At 60.6% G+C, this 16,192-nt stretch carries 15 protein-coding genes and 2 tRNA genes; 7 read left to right on the top strand and 10 right to left on the bottom strand.

What is annotated here, in order from left to right; translation table 11 throughout:
- The first annotated feature begins 4 nt into the window (after nucleotides 1-4).
- Nucleotides 5-274 (top strand): YfhL family 4Fe-4S dicluster ferredoxin, encoded by a 270-nt coding sequence (locus GZ092_RS08005; RefSeq protein ID WP_293635869.1) that lies wholly within the window; start codon nucleotides 5-7, stop codon nucleotides 272-274.
- An 86-nt stretch (nucleotides 275-360) separates the two neighbouring features.
- Here GZ092_RS08005 and pth read toward each other — a convergent pair whose 3' ends face one another.
- The 7 genes from pth to GZ092_RS07970 all read right to left on the bottom strand — a co-directional run bounded on the left by pth (nucleotide 361) and on the right by GZ092_RS07970 (nucleotide 6,528).
- Nucleotides 361-1,014 carry an aminoacyl-tRNA hydrolase gene (gene pth / locus GZ092_RS08000; RefSeq protein ID WP_293635868.1) on the bottom strand — a complete coding sequence of 218 codons (654 nt, stop codon included), beginning with the start codon at nucleotides 1,012-1,014 and terminating at the stop codon, nucleotides 361-363.
- A 139-nt stretch (nucleotides 1,015-1,153) separates the two neighbouring features.
- The gene (locus tag GZ092_RS07995) at nucleotides 1,154-1,810 is read right to left on the bottom strand and encodes a 50S ribosomal protein L25/general stress protein Ctc (protein ID WP_293635867.1); all 657 of its coding nucleotides are present in this window, start codon (nucleotides 1,808-1,810) and stop codon (nucleotides 1,154-1,156) included.
- A 114-nt stretch (nucleotides 1,811-1,924) separates the two neighbouring features.
- Nucleotides 1,925-2,899, bottom strand: a complete 975-nt coding sequence (locus tag GZ092_RS07990; protein WP_293635866.1) for a ribose-phosphate pyrophosphokinase — start codon at nucleotides 2,897-2,899, stop codon at nucleotides 1,925-1,927.
- A gap of 215 nt (nucleotides 2,900-3,114) precedes the next feature.
- A tRNA-Gln gene (locus GZ092_RS07985) sits at nucleotides 3,115-3,191 on the bottom strand.
- Between the two features lie 75 nt (nucleotides 3,192-3,266).
- Entirely contained in the window at nucleotides 3,267-4,160 is an 894-nt protein-coding gene (gene ispE, locus GZ092_RS07980) for a 4-(cytidine 5'-diphospho)-2-C-methyl-D-erythritol kinase (protein WP_293635865.1), read from the bottom strand.
- A gap of 44 nt (nucleotides 4,161-4,204) precedes the next feature.
- Nucleotides 4,205-4,717 (bottom strand): outer membrane lipoprotein LolB, encoded by a 513-nt coding sequence (locus GZ092_RS07975; protein ID WP_293635864.1) that lies wholly within the window; start codon nucleotides 4,715-4,717, stop codon nucleotides 4,205-4,207.
- A 14-nt stretch (nucleotides 4,718-4,731) separates the two neighbouring features.
- Entirely contained in the window at nucleotides 4,732-6,528 is a 1,797-nt protein-coding gene (locus tag GZ092_RS07970; protein ID WP_293635863.1) for a tetratricopeptide repeat protein, read from the bottom strand.
- Between the two features lie 123 nt (nucleotides 6,529-6,651).
- On the opposite strand from GZ092_RS07970, the gene mutM reads away from it, so the two are divergent.
- The 3 genes from mutM (at nucleotide 6,652) to mutY (ending at nucleotide 10,676) form a co-directional block, all read left to right on the top strand.
- Complete coding sequence (gene mutM / locus GZ092_RS07965) at nucleotides 6,652-7,467, top strand: bifunctional DNA-formamidopyrimidine glycosylase/DNA-(apurinic or apyrimidinic site) lyase (RefSeq protein ID WP_293635862.1); 816 nt, start codon at nucleotides 6,652-6,654, stop codon at nucleotides 7,465-7,467.
- Between the two features lie 66 nt (nucleotides 7,468-7,533).
- Nucleotides 7,534-9,522, top strand: coding sequence for a dynamin family protein (locus tag GZ092_RS07960; protein WP_293635861.1), 1,989 nt, complete (start codon nucleotides 7,534-7,536; stop codon nucleotides 9,520-9,522).
- Between the two features lie 65 nt (nucleotides 9,523-9,587).
- Entirely contained in the window at nucleotides 9,588-10,676 is a 1,089-nt protein-coding gene (gene mutY / locus GZ092_RS07955; protein WP_293635981.1) for an A/G-specific adenine glycosylase, read from the top strand.
- A gap of 151 nt (nucleotides 10,677-10,827) precedes the next feature.
- On the opposite strand, the gene rapZ is transcribed toward mutY, so the two are convergent.
- The 3 genes from rapZ to GZ092_RS07940 all read right to left on the bottom strand — a co-directional run bounded on the left by rapZ (nucleotide 10,828) and on the right by GZ092_RS07940 (nucleotide 14,380).
- A complete protein-coding gene (rapZ, locus tag GZ092_RS07950) occupies nucleotides 10,828-11,685 on the bottom strand; it encodes an RNase adapter RapZ (protein WP_293635860.1) in 858 nt (285 codons plus the stop codon).
- Between the two features lie 121 nt (nucleotides 11,686-11,806).
- Nucleotides 11,807-13,468 carry a DNA repair protein RecN gene (gene recN, locus GZ092_RS07945; RefSeq protein ID WP_293635859.1) on the bottom strand — a complete coding sequence of 554 codons (1,662 nt, stop codon included), beginning with the start codon at nucleotides 13,466-13,468 and terminating at the stop codon, nucleotides 11,807-11,809.
- A gap of 33 nt (nucleotides 13,469-13,501) precedes the next feature.
- Nucleotides 13,502-14,380 carry an NAD kinase gene (locus GZ092_RS07940; RefSeq protein WP_293635858.1) on the bottom strand — a complete coding sequence of 293 codons (879 nt, stop codon included), beginning with the start codon at nucleotides 14,378-14,380 and terminating at the stop codon, nucleotides 13,502-13,504.
- A gap of 48 nt (nucleotides 14,381-14,428) precedes the next feature.
- Here GZ092_RS07940 and hrcA point away from each other — a divergent pair, with 48 nt between their 5' ends.
- From hrcA to nudB, 3 genes are all read left to right on the top strand, one after another.
- Nucleotides 14,429-15,442 carry a heat-inducible transcriptional repressor HrcA gene (gene hrcA / locus GZ092_RS07935; protein WP_293635857.1) on the top strand — a complete coding sequence of 338 codons (1,014 nt, stop codon included), beginning with the start codon at nucleotides 14,429-14,431 and terminating at the stop codon, nucleotides 15,440-15,442.
- Nucleotides 15,443-15,466: 24 nt separating this feature from the next.
- Nucleotides 15,467-15,543 (top strand) — tRNA-Ile (locus GZ092_RS07930).
- 166 nt (nucleotides 15,544-15,709) lie between these two features.
- Nucleotides 15,710-16,177 (top strand): dihydroneopterin triphosphate diphosphatase, encoded by a 468-nt coding sequence (gene nudB, locus GZ092_RS07925; RefSeq protein WP_293635856.1) that lies wholly within the window; start codon nucleotides 15,710-15,712, stop codon nucleotides 16,175-16,177.
- Nucleotides 16,178-16,192 lie beyond the last annotated feature (15 nt).

Genomic DNA, 16,192 nt, shown 5'->3' with positions numbered 1-16,192 from the left:
GTCCATGGCTTTATTGATCACCGACGAATGCATCAACTGCGATGTCTGCGAACCCGAATGCCCGAACGAGGCAATTTTCCTGGGCGCCGAGATCTACGAGATCGACCCGAACAAATGCACCGAATGCGTTGGCCATTTTGACGAGCCGCAATGCGTGCAGGTCTGTCCCGTGGCCTGCATCCCGGTGGACCCGCAGCACCGGGAAACCCGGGAAACGCTGTGGGAAAAATACAACCGGCTGCAAGCGGTGATCCCGGTGGTTCAGGTACGTTGAGGCCTCTGGCGCTGTATTTCATGCATCAAATAGGCACTTTTCGCACAGTCAGTATGTGCAAGCAGCTATCAAAATAATAGTAAGTGCTACACCGGCCTTGATACGCTTGCGGCCGTGTCGGTCGCAGCATCTGGTATCGACGCTGGACGGGGAGGTTTCGGGCGTGGCGGCTGGTTGGTGTGAATCAGCATCGTGGCCTTTTCCATCTCGCCCCTGAGCAGGTCGGGAACCGCTTTCAGGCTGCGCGCGATGCAGTCCTCGATGGCGGCGCGGTGTTCCTGCGAAGGCTTTTTCAGCACCCAGTTGATGACTTCGGCCTTCACGCCCGGGTGGCCCACGCCAATGCGCAGGCGCCAGTAGTCGGCCGAGCCCAGTTGCGCATGAATGTCACGCAGGCCGTTATGCCCGGCATGGCTGCCGCCGAACTTGAGCTTGACCTGGCCGGGAACGATGTCGAGTTCGTCATGCGCGACCAGCACCTCGCCGGGGGAAATCTTGAAAAAACGCGCCAGCGATGCCACCGACTTGCCCGACAGATTCATGAAGGTCAGCGGCTTGAGCAGCCAGACGGTCTGGCCGTTGACCGTGGTGCGGGCCACCTGGCCGTGGTAATTCTTGTCGAGGCTGAGTGGCGCCTTCAGTTCCTGCGAGAGCGCGTCTATCCACCAGAAGCCGGCGTTGTGGCGCGTCGCTTCGTAATCCGGGCCTGGGTTGCCCAGGCCGACAAACAGCTTGATCATGGGGTGTGCAATAAAAAAAGGGGAGGGCGGTACAGAGTAGCAGAAGCCTCCGCGCATGAAAAAGGCCCTTGACCTTGTGAAAGGAAAAGGGCCGCTTTCCTGGGCACGACCTTTTCAGGCCGGTGCCGCAAGCCGGGAATTACTTCTTGGCTGCAGGTTTTGCTGCGGGCTTGCCGCCCTTTGCGCCGGGTTTGGCTTTGGGATCCACAGCCTCGACAGGTGCGGCTTCGACTTCTTCGACAATCGGCGTCACCGAGACCATGACCGGATTGACCTGTCCCTTGAGAGCGGCTTTCACACCCTTTGGCAGGACGACGTCCTTGACGTGCAGCGACTTGCCCTTGGTCAGGCCGCCGAGGTCGACAGCGATGAAGTCGGGAATGTCGGCAGGGAAGCAGGAAACCGTCATCTCGGTCAGCACGTGGGTGACGAGGCAGTTTTCCGTTTTGAAGGCTGGAGATTCTTCTTCACCGCTGAAATGCACGGGCACTTTCACGGTCATGCGGGTGCGGGCTTCGACGCGCTGGAAGTCGATGTGCTGGACTTGCTGCTTGTAGGGGTGCATTTGCAGGTCACGCAGGAGAACCTTGTGTTCCTTGCCGGCCAGTTCCATTTCCAGGATGGAGCCGTGGAAAGCTTCCTTCTTGATGGCGTGCCACAAGGCGTTGTGATCGATTTCGATCAGGATCGGCTCGGCGGTGCCGCCATAAACGATACCGGGCGTACGGCCGGTGATGCGGAGACGGCGGCTCGCACCCGTGCCCTGCTTTGCGCGCTCAAAAGCGACGAATTTCATAATCTTCTCCAAAATGGGCGGACCGCGACCAGTCTCACCCTGACTTCAAAAGACTGCCCAGGCTGGAAACCTCGCAAGGTCCCGTGGCTGTGCAGCCGGCTTTTTTGCTTCAGATCAAATCAGATCGGGCTGGTCTTGATCCGAGAACAAACTCATGACCGACTCTCCCTTGGCGATGCGCTGCATGGTTTCAGCGATCAGCGGTGCCACGGAGAGCTGGCGAATTTTTTTGCAGGCCAGTGCGTTGGCGCTCAGCGGAATGGTGTTGGTGACCACGACTTCATCGAGTGCATCGCCCTGCGTGATGCGCTCGATGGCCGGCCCCGAGAAAATCGGATGGGTGCAATAGGCGTAAACCTTCTTGGCGCCGCGCTCTTTCAGTACTTCGGCCGCCTTGACCAGCGTGCCGGCGGTGTCGATCATGTCGTCCATGATCACGCAGTTGCGGCCTTCGATGTCGCCAATCACATGCATGACTTCGGACACATTGGCCTTGGGACGGCGCTTGTCGATGATCGCCATGTCGCAGCCGAGCTGCTTGGCCAGCGCACGGGCGCGCACCACGCCGCCGACGTCGGGCGACACCACCATCAGGTCGGTGTAGTTTTTCTGCCGCAGGTCGCCCAGCAACACGGGGGAGGCATAGATGTTGTCCACCGGAATGTCAAAAAATCCCTGGATCTGGTCGGCATGCAGGTCCATGGTCAGGACGCGGGTCACGCCTACGGCCTGCAGCATGTTGGCAACCACCTTGGCGGTGATGGGAACCCGCGCCGAACGCGGGCGGCGGTCCTGCCGGGCATAGCCGAAGTAAGGGATCACGGCGGCGATCTGGTCAGCCGATGAGCGCTTGAGCGCGTCCACCATTATCAGCAGTTCCATCAGGTTGTCATTGGTCGGCGCACAGGTGGACTGCACGACGAACACGTCGCGGGCGCGGACGTTTTGCTGGATTTCGACGGTGACTTCACCATCTGAAAATCGTCCTACGTGGGCAGTGCCCAGCGAGATGCCAAGGTTCTGGGCAATTTCTTCGGCCAGGCCAGGATTGGCATTGCCGGTGAAAACCATGAAGTCAGGGTGGTGCATTTGCGTATGAAGTCCAGCTGCGGACGGACTTGGAAGTGGAGTGAACTATTTATCGAAGCAAAATACGCACTGAAAGTAATGTGCAACGCGGACTTGGCAGTGAATTGCGTTGCAGTCTTTCAAAACACACAGACCCGCCACTTGCGGGTCTGGAAGCGCCGCAATCATGCGGCGCCTGGATCAACTCAGACCTGCGACTGGCAGGTCTGGAAATTTGGCAGGGGTGGAAGGATTCGAACCTGCGAATGCTGGAATCAAAATCCAGTGCCTTAACCAACTTGGCGACACCCCTACACAGGACAATTGTTGTTGCCAACAACCGACCTATAACCGTTGCTTGCTAATTGCGTCCCAGGAAGCCGGTAGTTTACCAACCTGCCAGGGGATGCATCTCCAGATTTCTGCATTTGCGAGTCAGCCAGTCGCCAGGAGCGTCTGCCAAGTCGGCATCTTCAAAAATCTGTGCAAATACAGCACTTCCCGAGCCGGTCATGCGTCCTGAAAGCTGCTGCGATTCTAACCACTCAAGTGACTGGTCAATCTGCGGGCAAAGCTTTTGCGCTACCGGCTGCAAGTCGTTATGGCCAAATTTAAAAACCTGTCCATCAGCATATGCAGCAAAGCCTAGCATTGTAGCAGTCCCGGTGTCACGTTTTAGCCCCGGTGCGTTGAAAATTTCTGGTGTTGACACGCCAGCAGGTGTTTTGACCACCAAAAACCGTGCCGATGGCAAGGCCAGCGGGGTGATTTTCTCGCCAATCCCCTCGACCCAGGCATGGCCTCCCGAAAGGAAGAAAGGAACGTCCGCGCCCAGTGAAAGCGCCAGGGCTCGCAGGTCTTTTTCCGGCAGTCGAACGCCCCAAAGTCTCTGCAGCGCGAGCAGGCAACTGGCCGCATCGGATGAGCCGCCGCCCATGCCGGCCTGCGATGGAATATTTTTTTCCAGACCGATGTGAACGCCCAGGGGCGTACCGCAGGCCGCCTGCAAGGCGCGGGCGGCGCGCACGGCCAGGTCTTCGGCCGGCAGCGTTTCGGAATCGGTACCGTCGGCGCTTTTCAGGTCGGTGCGGCTGATCTGCCCGTCGGTGCGCAGCTCAAAATGCAGCGTGTCGCACCAGTCAATCAGCATGAAAACCGATTGCAGCAAATGGTAGCCGTCGGGCCGGCGGCCCGTGATGTGCAGGAACAGGTTGAGCTTGGCCGGCGCTGGCACGTCGTATATCGCCTTGAGGGGCTGCGAGGAAACAGGAAAGCGGGTCACGCTGGAAACCTTCAAAACAGTGAGCCGGTCAGGCGGGCAGGGTGTTACTGGTCGAGCACGACACGAAGGTATGCCTGAGGCATGGGCTGCATCCGGGTGGCGGCGATGCGGCCTTCACTTTGCCTTGACAGATCGGCTGACCAGCCACTGGCTGTCGCGTTGTCCCCCTGCAGCCAGGCGAACAGCGCACCCAGCGGAACGGCTGCGCCCGTGGCCTGTGCCATCAGCGCATCGACGGATTCAAAGCGCTGGATGTTGCGGTTTCCTGTATCCAGTTCTGCTTCGCCGGGTGCCCAGCGCAGCACGCCGAGCACATTGCCCAGCGGACTGATCAGCGTCAGCTCGCCGCGCTCAGACCGGCCCTTGAGTTCAAAGCCGGCCGAAAAAGACTGCTCGGGCTCGCTTTTGACATTCAGGCTGATACGCCCTGTCCAGAACTCGTTTTTTAGGCTATTTAAGGCTGTACCGCTTACCGGACGGGCGCAACCAGCTATTAAAAGTGTAGCAAAAATGAATCCATGAAGAAGCAGGGCGCGCAGCCGGTGGGTGAAGTGCAAGGCAAATCCCTGTTTTATGGCGTCACCTTGAGGCGTTTGAGCGTCTCAAGCAGCGTTTCATTGTCAGCGTTGATGAGCTGGCCTTCTTTCCACATGGCCAGGGCGCGGTCTCGCTGCCCCAGGCTCCAGAGCACTTCGCCGAAGTGCGCGGCAATTTCAGCGTCGGGCCTGGCCTTGTAGGCGGCCTCGAAAATCCGAACCGCTTCAAGCGAGTTGCCCAGGCGAAATTCGACCCATCCCAGGCTGTCCTGGATGAAGGGGTCGGCCGGTGCGAATTCGACCGCCTTGCGGATCAGATCGCGGGCTTCAGAGAGCCGGACATTGCGATCGGCCAGTGAATAGCCCAGCGCGTTGTAGGCATGGTGGTAATCTGGCTTGAGCTGGATCACCTGGCGCAGCAGCCGCTCCATTTCGTCAGGCATCCCGAGCTTTTCAGCCACCATCGACTGCTCGTACAGCAGGTCGGTATCTTCGGGCGTTTTGACCAGTGCCTGCGCCAGAAGTTCATGGGCCTGGCGGAACTGCTTGAACTCGCGCAGCAGGCCGACTTCGGCGTTGAGTTTCAGCCGCGCTTCTTCAGGTGTGCGTTCGGGCAGCGCCCGAATCAGGCTGCGGCCTTCCTCGATTTTTCCCTGGCTGGCCAGGATCGAGGCGCGGCGGGTTTGAGCCTGCATCAGGTCGGCGGCGTTTTCAATCTTGCCGAGCCAGCTTTCGGCCGCCGCGTAGTCCTTGCGCTTTTCGGCCAGTTGCGACAGCGACAGATAGGCCTGCGCCAGGCCGGGGTTGCGTTCGGCCTGCGGCGTCTGCCCGGCCAGCGCAACATAGCGTTCCAGCGAGGCCTGTGCGGCCGCCTGCTGGTTGTCCTGCAACTGCAGCGAACCGAGCACCAGCCAGCCTTCCGGGTAGTCGGGCTTTTCGCGCGTCACGATCTGCAGTTGTGCGGTGGCTTCGGCATAGCGTTGCGCATCAAGCAGCACGCGGGCATAGGCCATGCGAATTTCAGGCAGCGCTGTGGATGGGCTCTGGCCACCGGCCAGGTAGTTTCTGACCAGCGCCTCGGCTTCGGGCCGTTTCGGATCGATCAGTTCGAGCGCCACCACGACCGGGCCTTCGGCGCGCGGATCGGCTGCCTGGCCGCGCTGGGCCGCCTCGAAGGCGCCTGGCTTGTCGTCCGCAGCCAACCGCAACCGTCCGGCGGTGGTCCAGGCAGCGCTTGCCGTGGCGGGATTGGTCAGGTAGTCGGCCAGAGCGGTCTCGACCACGCTGGCCGCCAGCTTGCGGTCGCTGCTGCGGGCATAAATGCGCGGTATGGCCGCCAGCATGGCCAGTCGCTCGGCATCGGGCACCATCCTGAGCTCGGTTTTCAGCGGCTCGACGCTGTCGGCAACACGGTTCAGCGCAATCATGATCTGCAGGACATAGCGGTTGGCCTCGCGGGATGCGGGCAACTGCTGCTTCCACGCCAGAGCGGCCTGCAACGCCGCATCGCCGGAGCGGGCCTGCAGGGCAATGTCGGTGGCCCGCTGGTAAAGCTGGGCGTCGCCGGTTTTCCGGGCTGCGTCGAGCAGCAGGGCAAAGCCTGCGGCCGCTTCTCCCTCCTGCGCCGTCAGCTCGCCGACCAGCACCTGGTAAAACAACTCGCCGTCGAGCGGGGAAATGGTCGCCGCTGCCTGCGCCGCCCTGGCTTCGGAAAGGCCCGAGACTGCAGCGGGTCTGACGGGCGAGGGGGTCTCGGGCTTCGTGGCCTGCGCCAGCACCAGCGGAGCAGCAAGGCACAGGCAGACAAAAGCAAGGCCGGTTTTTTTCTTCATCGGCCCATGATAATTGAAGGCTTCTGTTGGCGCTTTGCGCCGGTCATGCATGCCGTCACTGAAGTGGCGTGCTCTTGTGTCAGGCTTTGCAAGCCCCATGTTTCCATGAAGAGTTGTAAACACATGCCTGAACTGCCCGAAGTTGAAGTCACCCGCCTGAGCTTTGCCAACCGTATCGCAGGCGCCCGCATTGAAGACGTGGTGGTGGGAAAACCCTTGCGCTGGCCACTGGGCTGCGAGGCGATGCAGTTGCGTGGCCAGCAGGTGCTGGCCGTGCGCCGCCGGGGCAAGTATTTGTTGCTGGACTTGAGCGACGGCCTGCTGCTGATGCACCTGGGCATGTCGGGCAGCGTCAGTTTTGGTGTCAACCTGCCGGTGCCAGGCAAGCATGATCACTTTGACCTGGTGACCAGCCTGGGCACCTTGCGATTGCACGACCCGCGCCGCTTTGGGGCCGTGGTCCATGCGGCGGGCGAAGCTGATGCGTCGGCACAGAAGCTGCTGGGCCGGCTGGGTGTCGAGCCGCTGAGCGAGGCTTTTGACGCGCTGGTGTTTCACGGATGGCTCAATGCGCGCAATACCGCCATCAAGCCGCTGCTGCTGGCGGGCCAGGCGGTGGTCGGCGTCGGAAACATCTATGCCTCCGAGGCCTTGTTCCTGGCAGGCATTCGCCCCACCACCCGGGCGTCGCGGATCAGCAAGCCGCGCGCTGCCCGCCTGCACCATGCGATCCAGACGGTGTTGACGAATGCGGTGGCCAAGGGCGGCAGCACGCTCAGGGATTTTTCCAATGCCGATGGCGAGGCCGGCCATTTCCAGCTGGACGCCATGGTGTATGACCGGGCCGGCTTGCCGTGCAGGGTTTGCGCCGCGCCGATCAAGATGATTCGGCAGGGACAGCGCTCCACTTTCTATTGCGCCAACTGCCAGAAACCCTAAGTGTTTCGATGCGGCCGGCCGGGGGCCGGTGCTATATTGCCTTGACCACTTTTATGACTACAGCGCATGTCTTTCAACGAACAATTTGACCAGCACGGTGTCTGGCGGCGCGAATTCGCCTTGCGCCTCAAACGTCTCTCCGAGTGGCTGAAAGAGCAGGGGCTGCTCAACGCGGCGGTCGAAGACCGGATGCTCAGGCTGCAGGCCCGGGTGCGCTCCGACAAGGTGATGGTGGCGTTCGTGGCGGAGTTCTCTCGCGGAAAGTCCGAGTTGATCAATGCCCTTTTCTTTGCCGGCTATGGTCGCCGCATCATGCCGGCAAGCGCCGGGCGGACCACCATGTGTCCGACCGAACTGGGCTATGACCCGGACATGGCGCCTTGCCTGCGCCTGTTGCCCATCGAAACCCGGCTGCAGCCGCAGGCCCTGGTGGAATGGCGCCTCGTGCCCGAAAAATGGCTCCAGATCGATCTGCAGGTGGACAACCCCGCCCAGCTGGCGGATGCCCTGCAGAAGGTCGCCGAAGTGCAGCACGTGTCCTTGGCGCAGGCCCGCGCCCTCGGTTTCTGGAATGACGACAGTCCCGAAGACCATCCGCCGGTAACGGCCGATGGCCGGGTCGAGGTGCCGAAATGGCGCCATGCGGTGATCAATATTGCACATCCGCTGCTCAAGCAGGGGCTGGTGATTCTTGATACGCCGGGGCTGAACGCCATCGGCGCGGAGCCTGAGCTGACGGTCAGCCTGATTCCGCAGGCGCATGCCGTGGTCTTCATCCTGGCGGCCGACACGGGCGTGACCCGGTCCGACCTGTCCATCTGGCAAGAGCATCTGGTCAGCAGCGCAAAAGGTAGCGACAACCGGCTGGTCGTGCTCAACAAGATCGACACCTTGTGGGATGCGCTGAGCACGCCCGAACAGGTCCAGGCGCAGATTGACCGGCAAATTGCAAACTCGGCCGAAATTCTGGGCTTGCAGCGCTCGCAGGTGCTGGCCGTGTCGGCGCAAAAGGGGCTGGTTGCCAAAGTCACACATGACGACGCGCTGTTGCAGGCCAGCCAGTTGCCGGCGCTTGAAGCAGCCCTGGCGAAAGGCTTGATGGGCCAGCGGCAAAAAATCCTGCGAACCGCCGTCGCCGCCAGTCTTCAGGAATTGAACACCGAGGCCTCACGCGCATTGCACATGCGCCGTCGCGACCAGGCCGAGCAGATGCTTGAACTGCGCGGCCTGCGGGGGAAAAATAGCATGGTCATCCAGCAGATGCGCAAGCGGATCGAGCACGAGCAGGCCGAGTTTTCAGGCAGCAGTGCCCGGCTGCATGCGGTTCGTTCGGTACACAACACCCTGCTGGGCGATGTTGTGGGTTTGATGGGCATGCCGACGCTAAAGGCCGAACTCGCCGGCTTGACCACTGCGCTCAAGCAGCCCGGCATCAAGCTGCGTCTGAAAAAAATCTATGGTGAAACGTTTTTGCGCCTGCGCGAAACGCTTCACCAGGCACAAACGATCATGTCTGAAATACAGGAAATGCTGGATTCGGCCTTCCGGCAGATCAACGCAGAATTCGGTTTTTCGCTGCAGGCAGGGCGGGCGCCGGAGATGGCGCAATATGCGCAGGACCTCGAACTGATCGAGCGCAGTCACTTGCAATACCTGAGCCTGGGAAATGTCATGCGGCTGGCGCAGGCCGGGTTTTCCGAACGGCTGGTGCGTGCGCTGAACAGCCGCCTGCGCATGGTGTTCGAGTCTGCCCTGGGTGAAGTGGAACTGTGGAACCAGTCAGCATCCGCGCAACTCGATGCGCAAATACGCGAGCGGCGCCATGGTTTTTCCAGACGCATCGAAGCCATCGAGCGCATCGAACAGGCTGCGTCCACGCTGGATGAACGAATTGCCGAACTCGATGCGCAGGACATCCGTCTTCAAGCCCTGAAAACCACGCTTGGCGACTTGACCTCTGAGCTTCTGGATGTTCAGCCTTTGCCTTTTGCGCTGCAGCCACCCCCGGATCAGGAAATTGATGCAGCGGATACACCTCTGACTGTATTGGCATGATGCGCAGTAAATCAGATGCCGGCGGCCTGCTTCCAGTAGGCCATCCGGCCGGGGCAGGCTCTTTTTTGCCGCCTTCGTTCGCCAATGAAATCGTGCATTGGCAGCAACGCCATGGACGCAACAGCCTGCCATGGCAGAACACGAGCGATCCTTACCGGGTCTGGCTGTCGGAAATCATGCTGCAGCAGACGCAGGTAGCCACGGTGCTGGCATATTACGACCGGTTTTTGCAGCGCTTTCCCGGTGTGGGGGATCTGGCTGCCGCTTCTGACGACGAGGTGATGTCCTTGTGGAGCGGACTGGGGTATTACCGCCGCGCCCGCAACCTGCATCGCTGTGCCCAGGAGGTGATGGCGCTGCACAACGGCCAGTTTCCAGCGTCTGCCGAGCAACTGCAGACCTTGCCGGGCATAGGCCGCTCGACCGCTGCTGCCATCGCTTCATTTTGCTTTGGAGAGCGGGTTGCCATTCTGGACGGAAACGTCAAGCGGGTGCTCACGCGGGTGCTGGGTTTTTCTGGCGATCTGGCGCAGGGCGCCCAGGAACGCGCGCTCTGGAGCCTGGCCACCGAGCTGCTGCCGCATGAAGACCTGGCGCAGGCGATGCCGCGCTACACCCAGGGGCTGATGGATTTGGGCGCCACCATTTGCACCGGCCGCCAGCCAAAGTGCCTGTTGTGTCCGGTGCAGGCGCTTTGCCGTGGACGGGCGCAAGGAAACCCCGAAAAATACCCGGTCAAGACGCGCAAGCTCAAGCGCAGCGCCCAGTCGCTCAGCCTGCTGTGGGCGCAACGGCCCGATGGTTCGGTGTGGCTTGAAAAGCGTCCTGCCACCGGCATCTGGAGCGGGCTTTACTGCCTGCCGGTGTTTGAAAGCGATGAGGCCTTCAAGTCGCTTCTGCCTGAAAGCCTTGAGGACCGTGTCGAGGCCCTGCCGGCCTTTGTCCATGTCCTGACGCACAAGGATCTGTACTTGTCGCCGTGGATTGCAGGCTTCCAGGCCGATCAGCCCATGCCTGAATCGATGGTGTCTGAAACGCTTCCGGCCGCCTGGTTCAGTCCGCAAGCGTGGCCGGCGCTGGGTCTGCCCGCGCCCATTCGCAAACTGCTGTCCCAAAATGCATCCGACCCAGAGGATGGGTCGGCTACGGTCTAACCCGAAAGCGGTTTTTTTATATAGAAAAGGCCTTTTCCGCAAGACTGGTATGCGTTAGTAGCTATGAATTAAGTAGCGAAAACCAGTCATGCGTGTTGGACGCTGTGAGGCAAGGGCAAGTGGATACTGCTCCAGGGTTGAGCCGGGCTGATCAGCCTGCTTCAAGCTCGCGGTGCCGTTTCAGCGTCGGCCAATCCTTGCCAAAGGCGGCGGCCAGCGCCTCCACCAGATAAACCGAACGATGCTGACCACCCGTGCAGCCCACCGCCACCGTGACGTAACTCCGGTGGTCGCGAACCAGGGCCTGCAGCCAGTGACTGAGGAATTGCTCGATATGCCTGAACATGTCGTCCACCTCCGAATGCGCCTTCAGGAAGTCCGCCACCGGCTCGTCAAGTCCGGTCTGGTGCCGAAGCCCTGCCTCGTAGTGGGGGTTGGGAAGCATGCGGACGTCAAACACGTAATCGGCATCAAGCGGCACGCCGCGCTTGAAGGCAAACGACTCAAACACCAGCGTCAGTTGACGGCCCGAATGCTGAAGAAGCGATTTCACGTAGCGCTGCAACTGGGCTGACCGGATCATGCTGGTGTCAATTACATGGGCCTGCTCGCGCATTTCGCCCAGCAGCTGCCGTTCAAGTTCGATGGCATCGACCAGCGCCCGGTGCTGGTCGGTGGCGTCGATTCTCGACAGCGGATGCAGACGCCTGGTTTCTGAAAATCGCCGCACCAGCGTGTCGGTGTTGGCATCGAGGAAGAGTGACTGTACTTCCACGCCCTGGGCCTTCAACTCCCTGAGTTGCTGTGGCACCAGCGGCAGTGACGTAGCGCTCCTGACATCCATGGCAATGGCGAGTTTGGGGGCGTTGTGCGGCCGCTTCAGGGCGACAAAAGGTGAAAGCAGTTCTGGCGGAAGATTGTCCACGCAGTAATAACCGGCATCCTCCAGTGCATGGAGCGCGACCGACTTGCCGGAGCCTGACATGCCGGTGATAAGGATCATTTTCATCACGCCATCCTTTCGTTGCGTGGCAAGCGACGCACGGCCTTGGGACGGTCATGGGGACAGGGTGAATTCGGGTAATTCAGAAGGCAGGTATTCATGCCCCTGATGGTATCAAGCAGGGTAACTACATCGCATCTTCAGGGGATTGGCCCAGCATTTCAGTGGCATGCGCAAGCGTGGCACCCGAAAGGCGTTCCCCGCCCAGCATTCGCGCAATTTCGGTCACGCGCAGTTTGCCGGTCACATGTTCAACGCTGCTCAGCGTCGTGCCCTGTTCCGAGCGTTTGGACACCACAAGATGCTGGTTGGCAAAAGCGGCCACCTGCGGCAAATGCGTCACCGCCATCACCTGCCGGTCCTGGCCGAGTTGCCGCATCAGCCTGCCAACGGTTTCCGCCACCGCGCCACCCACACCGGAATCCACCTCGTCAAACACAAGAGTCTGGGCCTGTCCCAGCTCGCTGGTGGTGACGGCAATGGCCAGCGCGATGCGTGACAATTCCCCCCCCGAAGCCACCTTGCCCACCGGTCTGGGCGTGCTGCCGCCATGGCCGGCGACCAGAAACTCGGCCTGCTCCAGCCCGTGCTGAGCCGGCTGTTCGGCTGGCGCAAGTACCACTTCAAACCTGCCGCCCTGCATGCCCAGACCTTGCATGGCCTGGGTGATGGCGTTGGCCAGCAAGGGGGCCGCCTGGCTTCGCAGGCACGAAACCTGGCTGGCCTCTTTCAGGTAAGCGGCTTTGGCCTGGTTCTCATTTCTTTCAAGCTGAACCAGGTCAGCGGCTTCGTCCAGTGCGTGCAGTTCAGCCTTCCACGATTTCAGTAATTCGGGCAGTTCGGCAGGCGCCTGCCTGTAACGACGCGCCAGGCTGATCCATTGCGCCAGGCGTTCGTCCAGCTCGGCCAGCCGCAGCGGGTCCAGTTCGGCATCCCTGGCATAGGCACGCAAGGAATGCACGGCGTCGTCCATCTGTGCCAGCGCCGTGTTCAGGACTTCGGCCAGTTCCTTGAATTGCGGCTCTATATGGGCCTGTTTTTCCAGGGCATGAATGGCACGGCTCAGCAGCGTCAGGGCATTGTCATCGGCCTCCCGCAAGGCATCGACCGCTGTTTGCACGGCATCGCGCAAGTCCTGGATGTTTGACAGTCGTCCATGCTGGGCGTTGAGTTCTTCCCATTCCTGCTCGCCAGGCGCCAGTTTGCCAAGCTCCCCAATCTGCCACGCCAGCCGTTCGCGGTCACGCTCCAGGCTCCCCCGGGCATCTTTCGCCTGTGCGAGGATTTTTTGTGCCATGCGCCATTCCTGCCAGCGCAACGAGAGCAGGTCGGTCGAAACCCCCGCATACGAATCCAGCAGGCCGCGAACGGCATCGGGACGCGTGAGGCTTTGCCAGGCATGCTGGCCATGAATGTCCACCAGCTGGCTGCCGATGTCCTTGAGCTGGGTCACGGTGACCGCGCTGCCGTTGATCCATGCCCGGCTCTTGCCCTGCGCGTCCACCGTGCGGCGCAGCAGCAAGATGTCTCCAGGCTCCAGGCCGGCGTGCTCCAGCCATGGCGCCAGCCGGGCAGGGCTGTCGAATTCGGCACTGATCTCGCAGCGCCCGGCGCCCTCGCGCACCACGCCGGCATCAGAGCGTGCGCCGAGCACCAGCTGCAGGGCGCCAACCAGTATCGACTTGCCGGCGCCGGTTTCCCCTGTAAGTGCCGTGAACCCGTCCATCAGCTCAAGATCGAGTTCGCGCACGATCACGAAATCCCGCAGGGCAATGCTTTTAAGGCTCATATTTCTGTGTTGTTCGACGCAGCGAGGCAGGCCTCAGCCCACGACGCCTTCGTTCCAGTGAAGCTTCTTGCGCAGCGTGTCGAAGTAGCTCCAGCCCTTGGGATGCAAAAAGCGCATCTGGAACTCCGAGCGCCTGACGCTGATCCGGTCGCCATGCAGCAAGCTGGCCAGCGACTGCATGTCGAAGCTGGCGCTTGCATCCCGGCCTGCCACCAGTTCAATGGCAACCTCTCCACTGTCTGAAAGCACGATGGGCCGATTTGACAAGGTATGCGGGGCAATCGGCACCAGTACCCAGCCGCCAATCGAGGGATGCAGCAACGGACCGCCCGCAGAAAGTGCGTAGGCCGTTGAACCGGTGGGCGACGCAATGATCAGGCCGTCGGCCCGCTGGTTGGCCACGAATCGGCCATCGACTTCGACGCGAAGTTCGACCATGCCGGAGGTTGCACCGCGGTTGACCACGACGTCATTCATCGCCGTTGCGCTGAAAACGCAGCGGCCATCGCGCATCACCTTGGCTTGCATCATCCAGCGCCGGTCTTCCTCGAATTCTCCGCGCAGCATGGGTGTCAGGGTATTTTGGTAGTCCTCAAAGGCAATGTCGGTGATGAAGCCCAGCCGTCCCTGGTTGATCCCGACCACGGGCACGCCAAACTGGGCCAGCAGGCGCCCAATGCCCAGCATGGTGCCGTCGCCGCCCACCACCAGGGCCAGGTCGCACTGCGCGCCAATTCCGGCCGCATCAAGCGTCGAGAACTGGCTCAAGCCTGTATTGCGCGCGGTGTCCTCCTCCAGCGCCACCTCGCAACCCTGCGAACCCAGGAAATGCGCAATGTGTTCCAAGGCCGAACGGGAGCCTTGGGCCTGGTACTTGCCGATCAGTGCGACATGGCGGAATTGCGACTTCATCGTCAAATTACATCACAACCTGCCAAGCAAGCTTCGTAGAATGTCCCCATGCTTGATAGTCGCGCCCGTTTGTTGTTGAAAGCGCTGGTTGAGCGCTATATTGCCGACGGCCAGCCGGTCGGTTCGCGTACGCTTTCCAAGGCTTCAGGCCTGGAATTGTCGCCCGCCACGATCCGCAATGTGATGAGCGACCTGGAGGATCTGGGCCTGATCGTCAGCCCGCACACCTCTGCCGGACGCATTCCGACAGCGCGGGGCTATCGCCTGTTTGTCGACACCATGCTGACCACGCAGCGCGACCCGTTGACGGTGGCCAGCCAGATGGCCCGCATTGCGCCGGACCAGCCGCTCAAGGTCATCAGCAATGCCGCTCACATGCTGTCAAGTCTTTCGCAATTTGTCGGGGTGGTGATGGCGCCGCGCCGGACATCGGTGTTCCGGCATATCGAGTTCTTGCGCCTGTCTGAAAAGCGCTTTCTGGTAATCATCGTGTCACCCGATGGTGATGTGCAGAACCGCGTCATCTTCACAGAAACCGACTACAGCGCCTCGCAATTGATCGAAGCGTCGAATTTTCTCAATTCCCACTATGCCGGCATGGCAATCGAGGAAGTGCGTGAGCGGCTGAAGACTGAAGTGGATGCACTCAGGGGAGAAATCGCTTCCCTGATGCAGGAAGCGGTCGTGGTCAGCTCCGAAGCCATCGAGTCGCGCGACGAAGTGGTCGTTTCAGGCGAGCGCAACCTGCTGGCGGTCAGTGATTTTTCGGGCGACATGGGCAGCCTTCGAAAGCTGTTCGATCTGTTCGAGCAAAAGGCGCAACTGATGCGCCTGCTCGATGTCTCCAGCCGCGCCGAGGGGGTGCGCATCTACATTGGCGGCGAAAGCCAGGTGATTCCGTATCAGGAACTGTCGGTGGTCACGGCGCCTTACGAGGTCGATGGCCAGGTGGTCGGAACACTGGGGGTGATTGGCCCGATGCGAATGCCCTATGAAAAGATGATCCAGATTGTCGATATCACGTCCAAGCTGGTCAGCACGGCGCTCAGCCACAGCAAATAGAGCCACTACAATCTGTCGGTGGAAGGGGCGTTAGCTCAGTTGGTTAGAGCAGAGGACTCATAATCCTTTGGTCCACGGTTCAAGTCCGTGACGCCCTACCACGACAGATATGGAAAGCCTGCTATTTAAAACGTGGCGGGTTTTTTTGTTTTTGATGCCGCAAGGCTGATTCCCGATTTACATGCTTTTCGTGTGAGCCTCCATATTGGCATGGTCATCGACCATTGGCTTTCCGGGCAAACGTCTGCCAAGCCGCAATAATCCATCATGGATTCAAATATTGCCTCATTCAAGATTCCGGAGTCGGTCCTGGTCATCGTTTACACGTCCGGACTTGATGTGCTGCTGATCGAACGCGCTGACCATCCGGGTTTCTGGCAGAGCGTGACCGGTTCAAAAGACACGCCAGACGAGCCTTTGCTGGAAACGGCGTTGCGTGAGCTTGAAGAAGAAACCGGCATTGTTGCCGCGCCGGCCCAAATGCAAGACTGGTGTCTTTCAAACGTGTACGACATCTATCCTGCCTGGCGCCACCGTTATGCGCACGGTGTAACACGCAACACCGAGCATGTCTTCGGCCTGTGCCTGCCCGAATGCTGCGCAGTCAGGCTCAGTCCAAGGGAGCATACGGCTTCGCAATGGCTCGCGCATCAAAAGGCTGCGGAAAAATGCTTTTCCCCATCCAATGCGGAGGCAATCTTGCTGTTGCCAAGGTTCAGGGGTTCAGTGGATTGAAGGGGTGTGGCACCG

The organism is Polaromonas sp. (assembly GCF_010365105.1).
Taxonomy (GTDB): domain Bacteria; phylum Pseudomonadota; class Gammaproteobacteria; order Burkholderiales; family Burkholderiaceae_C; genus Polaromonas.
The sequence above is the reverse complement of the archived record's forward strand: the minus strand, read 5'-3'. Positions and strand labels throughout refer to the sequence as shown.

What these genes read in the sequence shown, in the direction of transcription:
- GZ092_RS08005 (WP_293635869.1), top strand. Translation starts at nt 5, where the DNA reads ATGGCTTTATTGATCACCGACGAATGCATCAACTGCGATGTCTGCGAA.
- pth (WP_293635868.1), bottom strand. Translation starts at nt 1,014, where the DNA reads ATGATCAAGCTGTTTGTCGGCCTGGGCAACCCAGGCCCGGATTACGAA.
- GZ092_RS07995 (WP_293635867.1), bottom strand. Translation starts at nt 1,810, where the DNA reads ATGAAATTCGTCGCTTTTGAGCGCGCAAAGCAGGGCACGGGTGCGAGC.
- GZ092_RS07990 (WP_293635866.1), bottom strand. Translation starts at nt 2,899, where the DNA reads ATGCACCACCCTGACTTCATGGTTTTCACCGGCAATGCCAATCCTGGC.
- GZ092_RS07970 (WP_293635863.1), bottom strand. Translation starts at nt 6,528, where the DNA reads ATGAAGAAAAAAACCGGCCTTGCTTTTGTCTGCCTGTGCCTTGCTGCT.
- mutM (WP_293635862.1), top strand. Translation starts at nt 6,652, where the DNA reads ATGCCTGAACTGCCCGAAGTTGAAGTCACCCGCCTGAGCTTTGCCAAC.
- GZ092_RS07960 (WP_293635861.1), top strand. Translation starts at nt 7,534, where the DNA reads ATGTCTTTCAACGAACAATTTGACCAGCACGGTGTCTGGCGGCGCGAA.
- rapZ (WP_293635860.1), bottom strand. Translation starts at nt 11,685, where the DNA reads ATGAAAATGATCCTTATCACCGGCATGTCAGGCTCCGGCAAGTCGGTC.
- recN (WP_293635859.1), bottom strand. Translation starts at nt 13,468, where the DNA reads ATGAGCCTTAAAAGCATTGCCCTGCGGGATTTCGTGATCGTGCGCGAA.
- GZ092_RS07940 (WP_293635858.1), bottom strand. Translation starts at nt 14,380, where the DNA reads ATGAAGTCGCAATTCCGCCATGTCGCACTGATCGGCAAGTACCAGGCC.
- hrcA (WP_293635857.1), top strand. Translation starts at nt 14,429, where the DNA reads ATGCTTGATAGTCGCGCCCGTTTGTTGTTGAAAGCGCTGGTTGAGCGC.
- nudB (WP_293635856.1), top strand. Translation starts at nt 15,710, where the DNA reads ATGGATTCAAATATTGCCTCATTCAAGATTCCGGAGTCGGTCCTGGTC.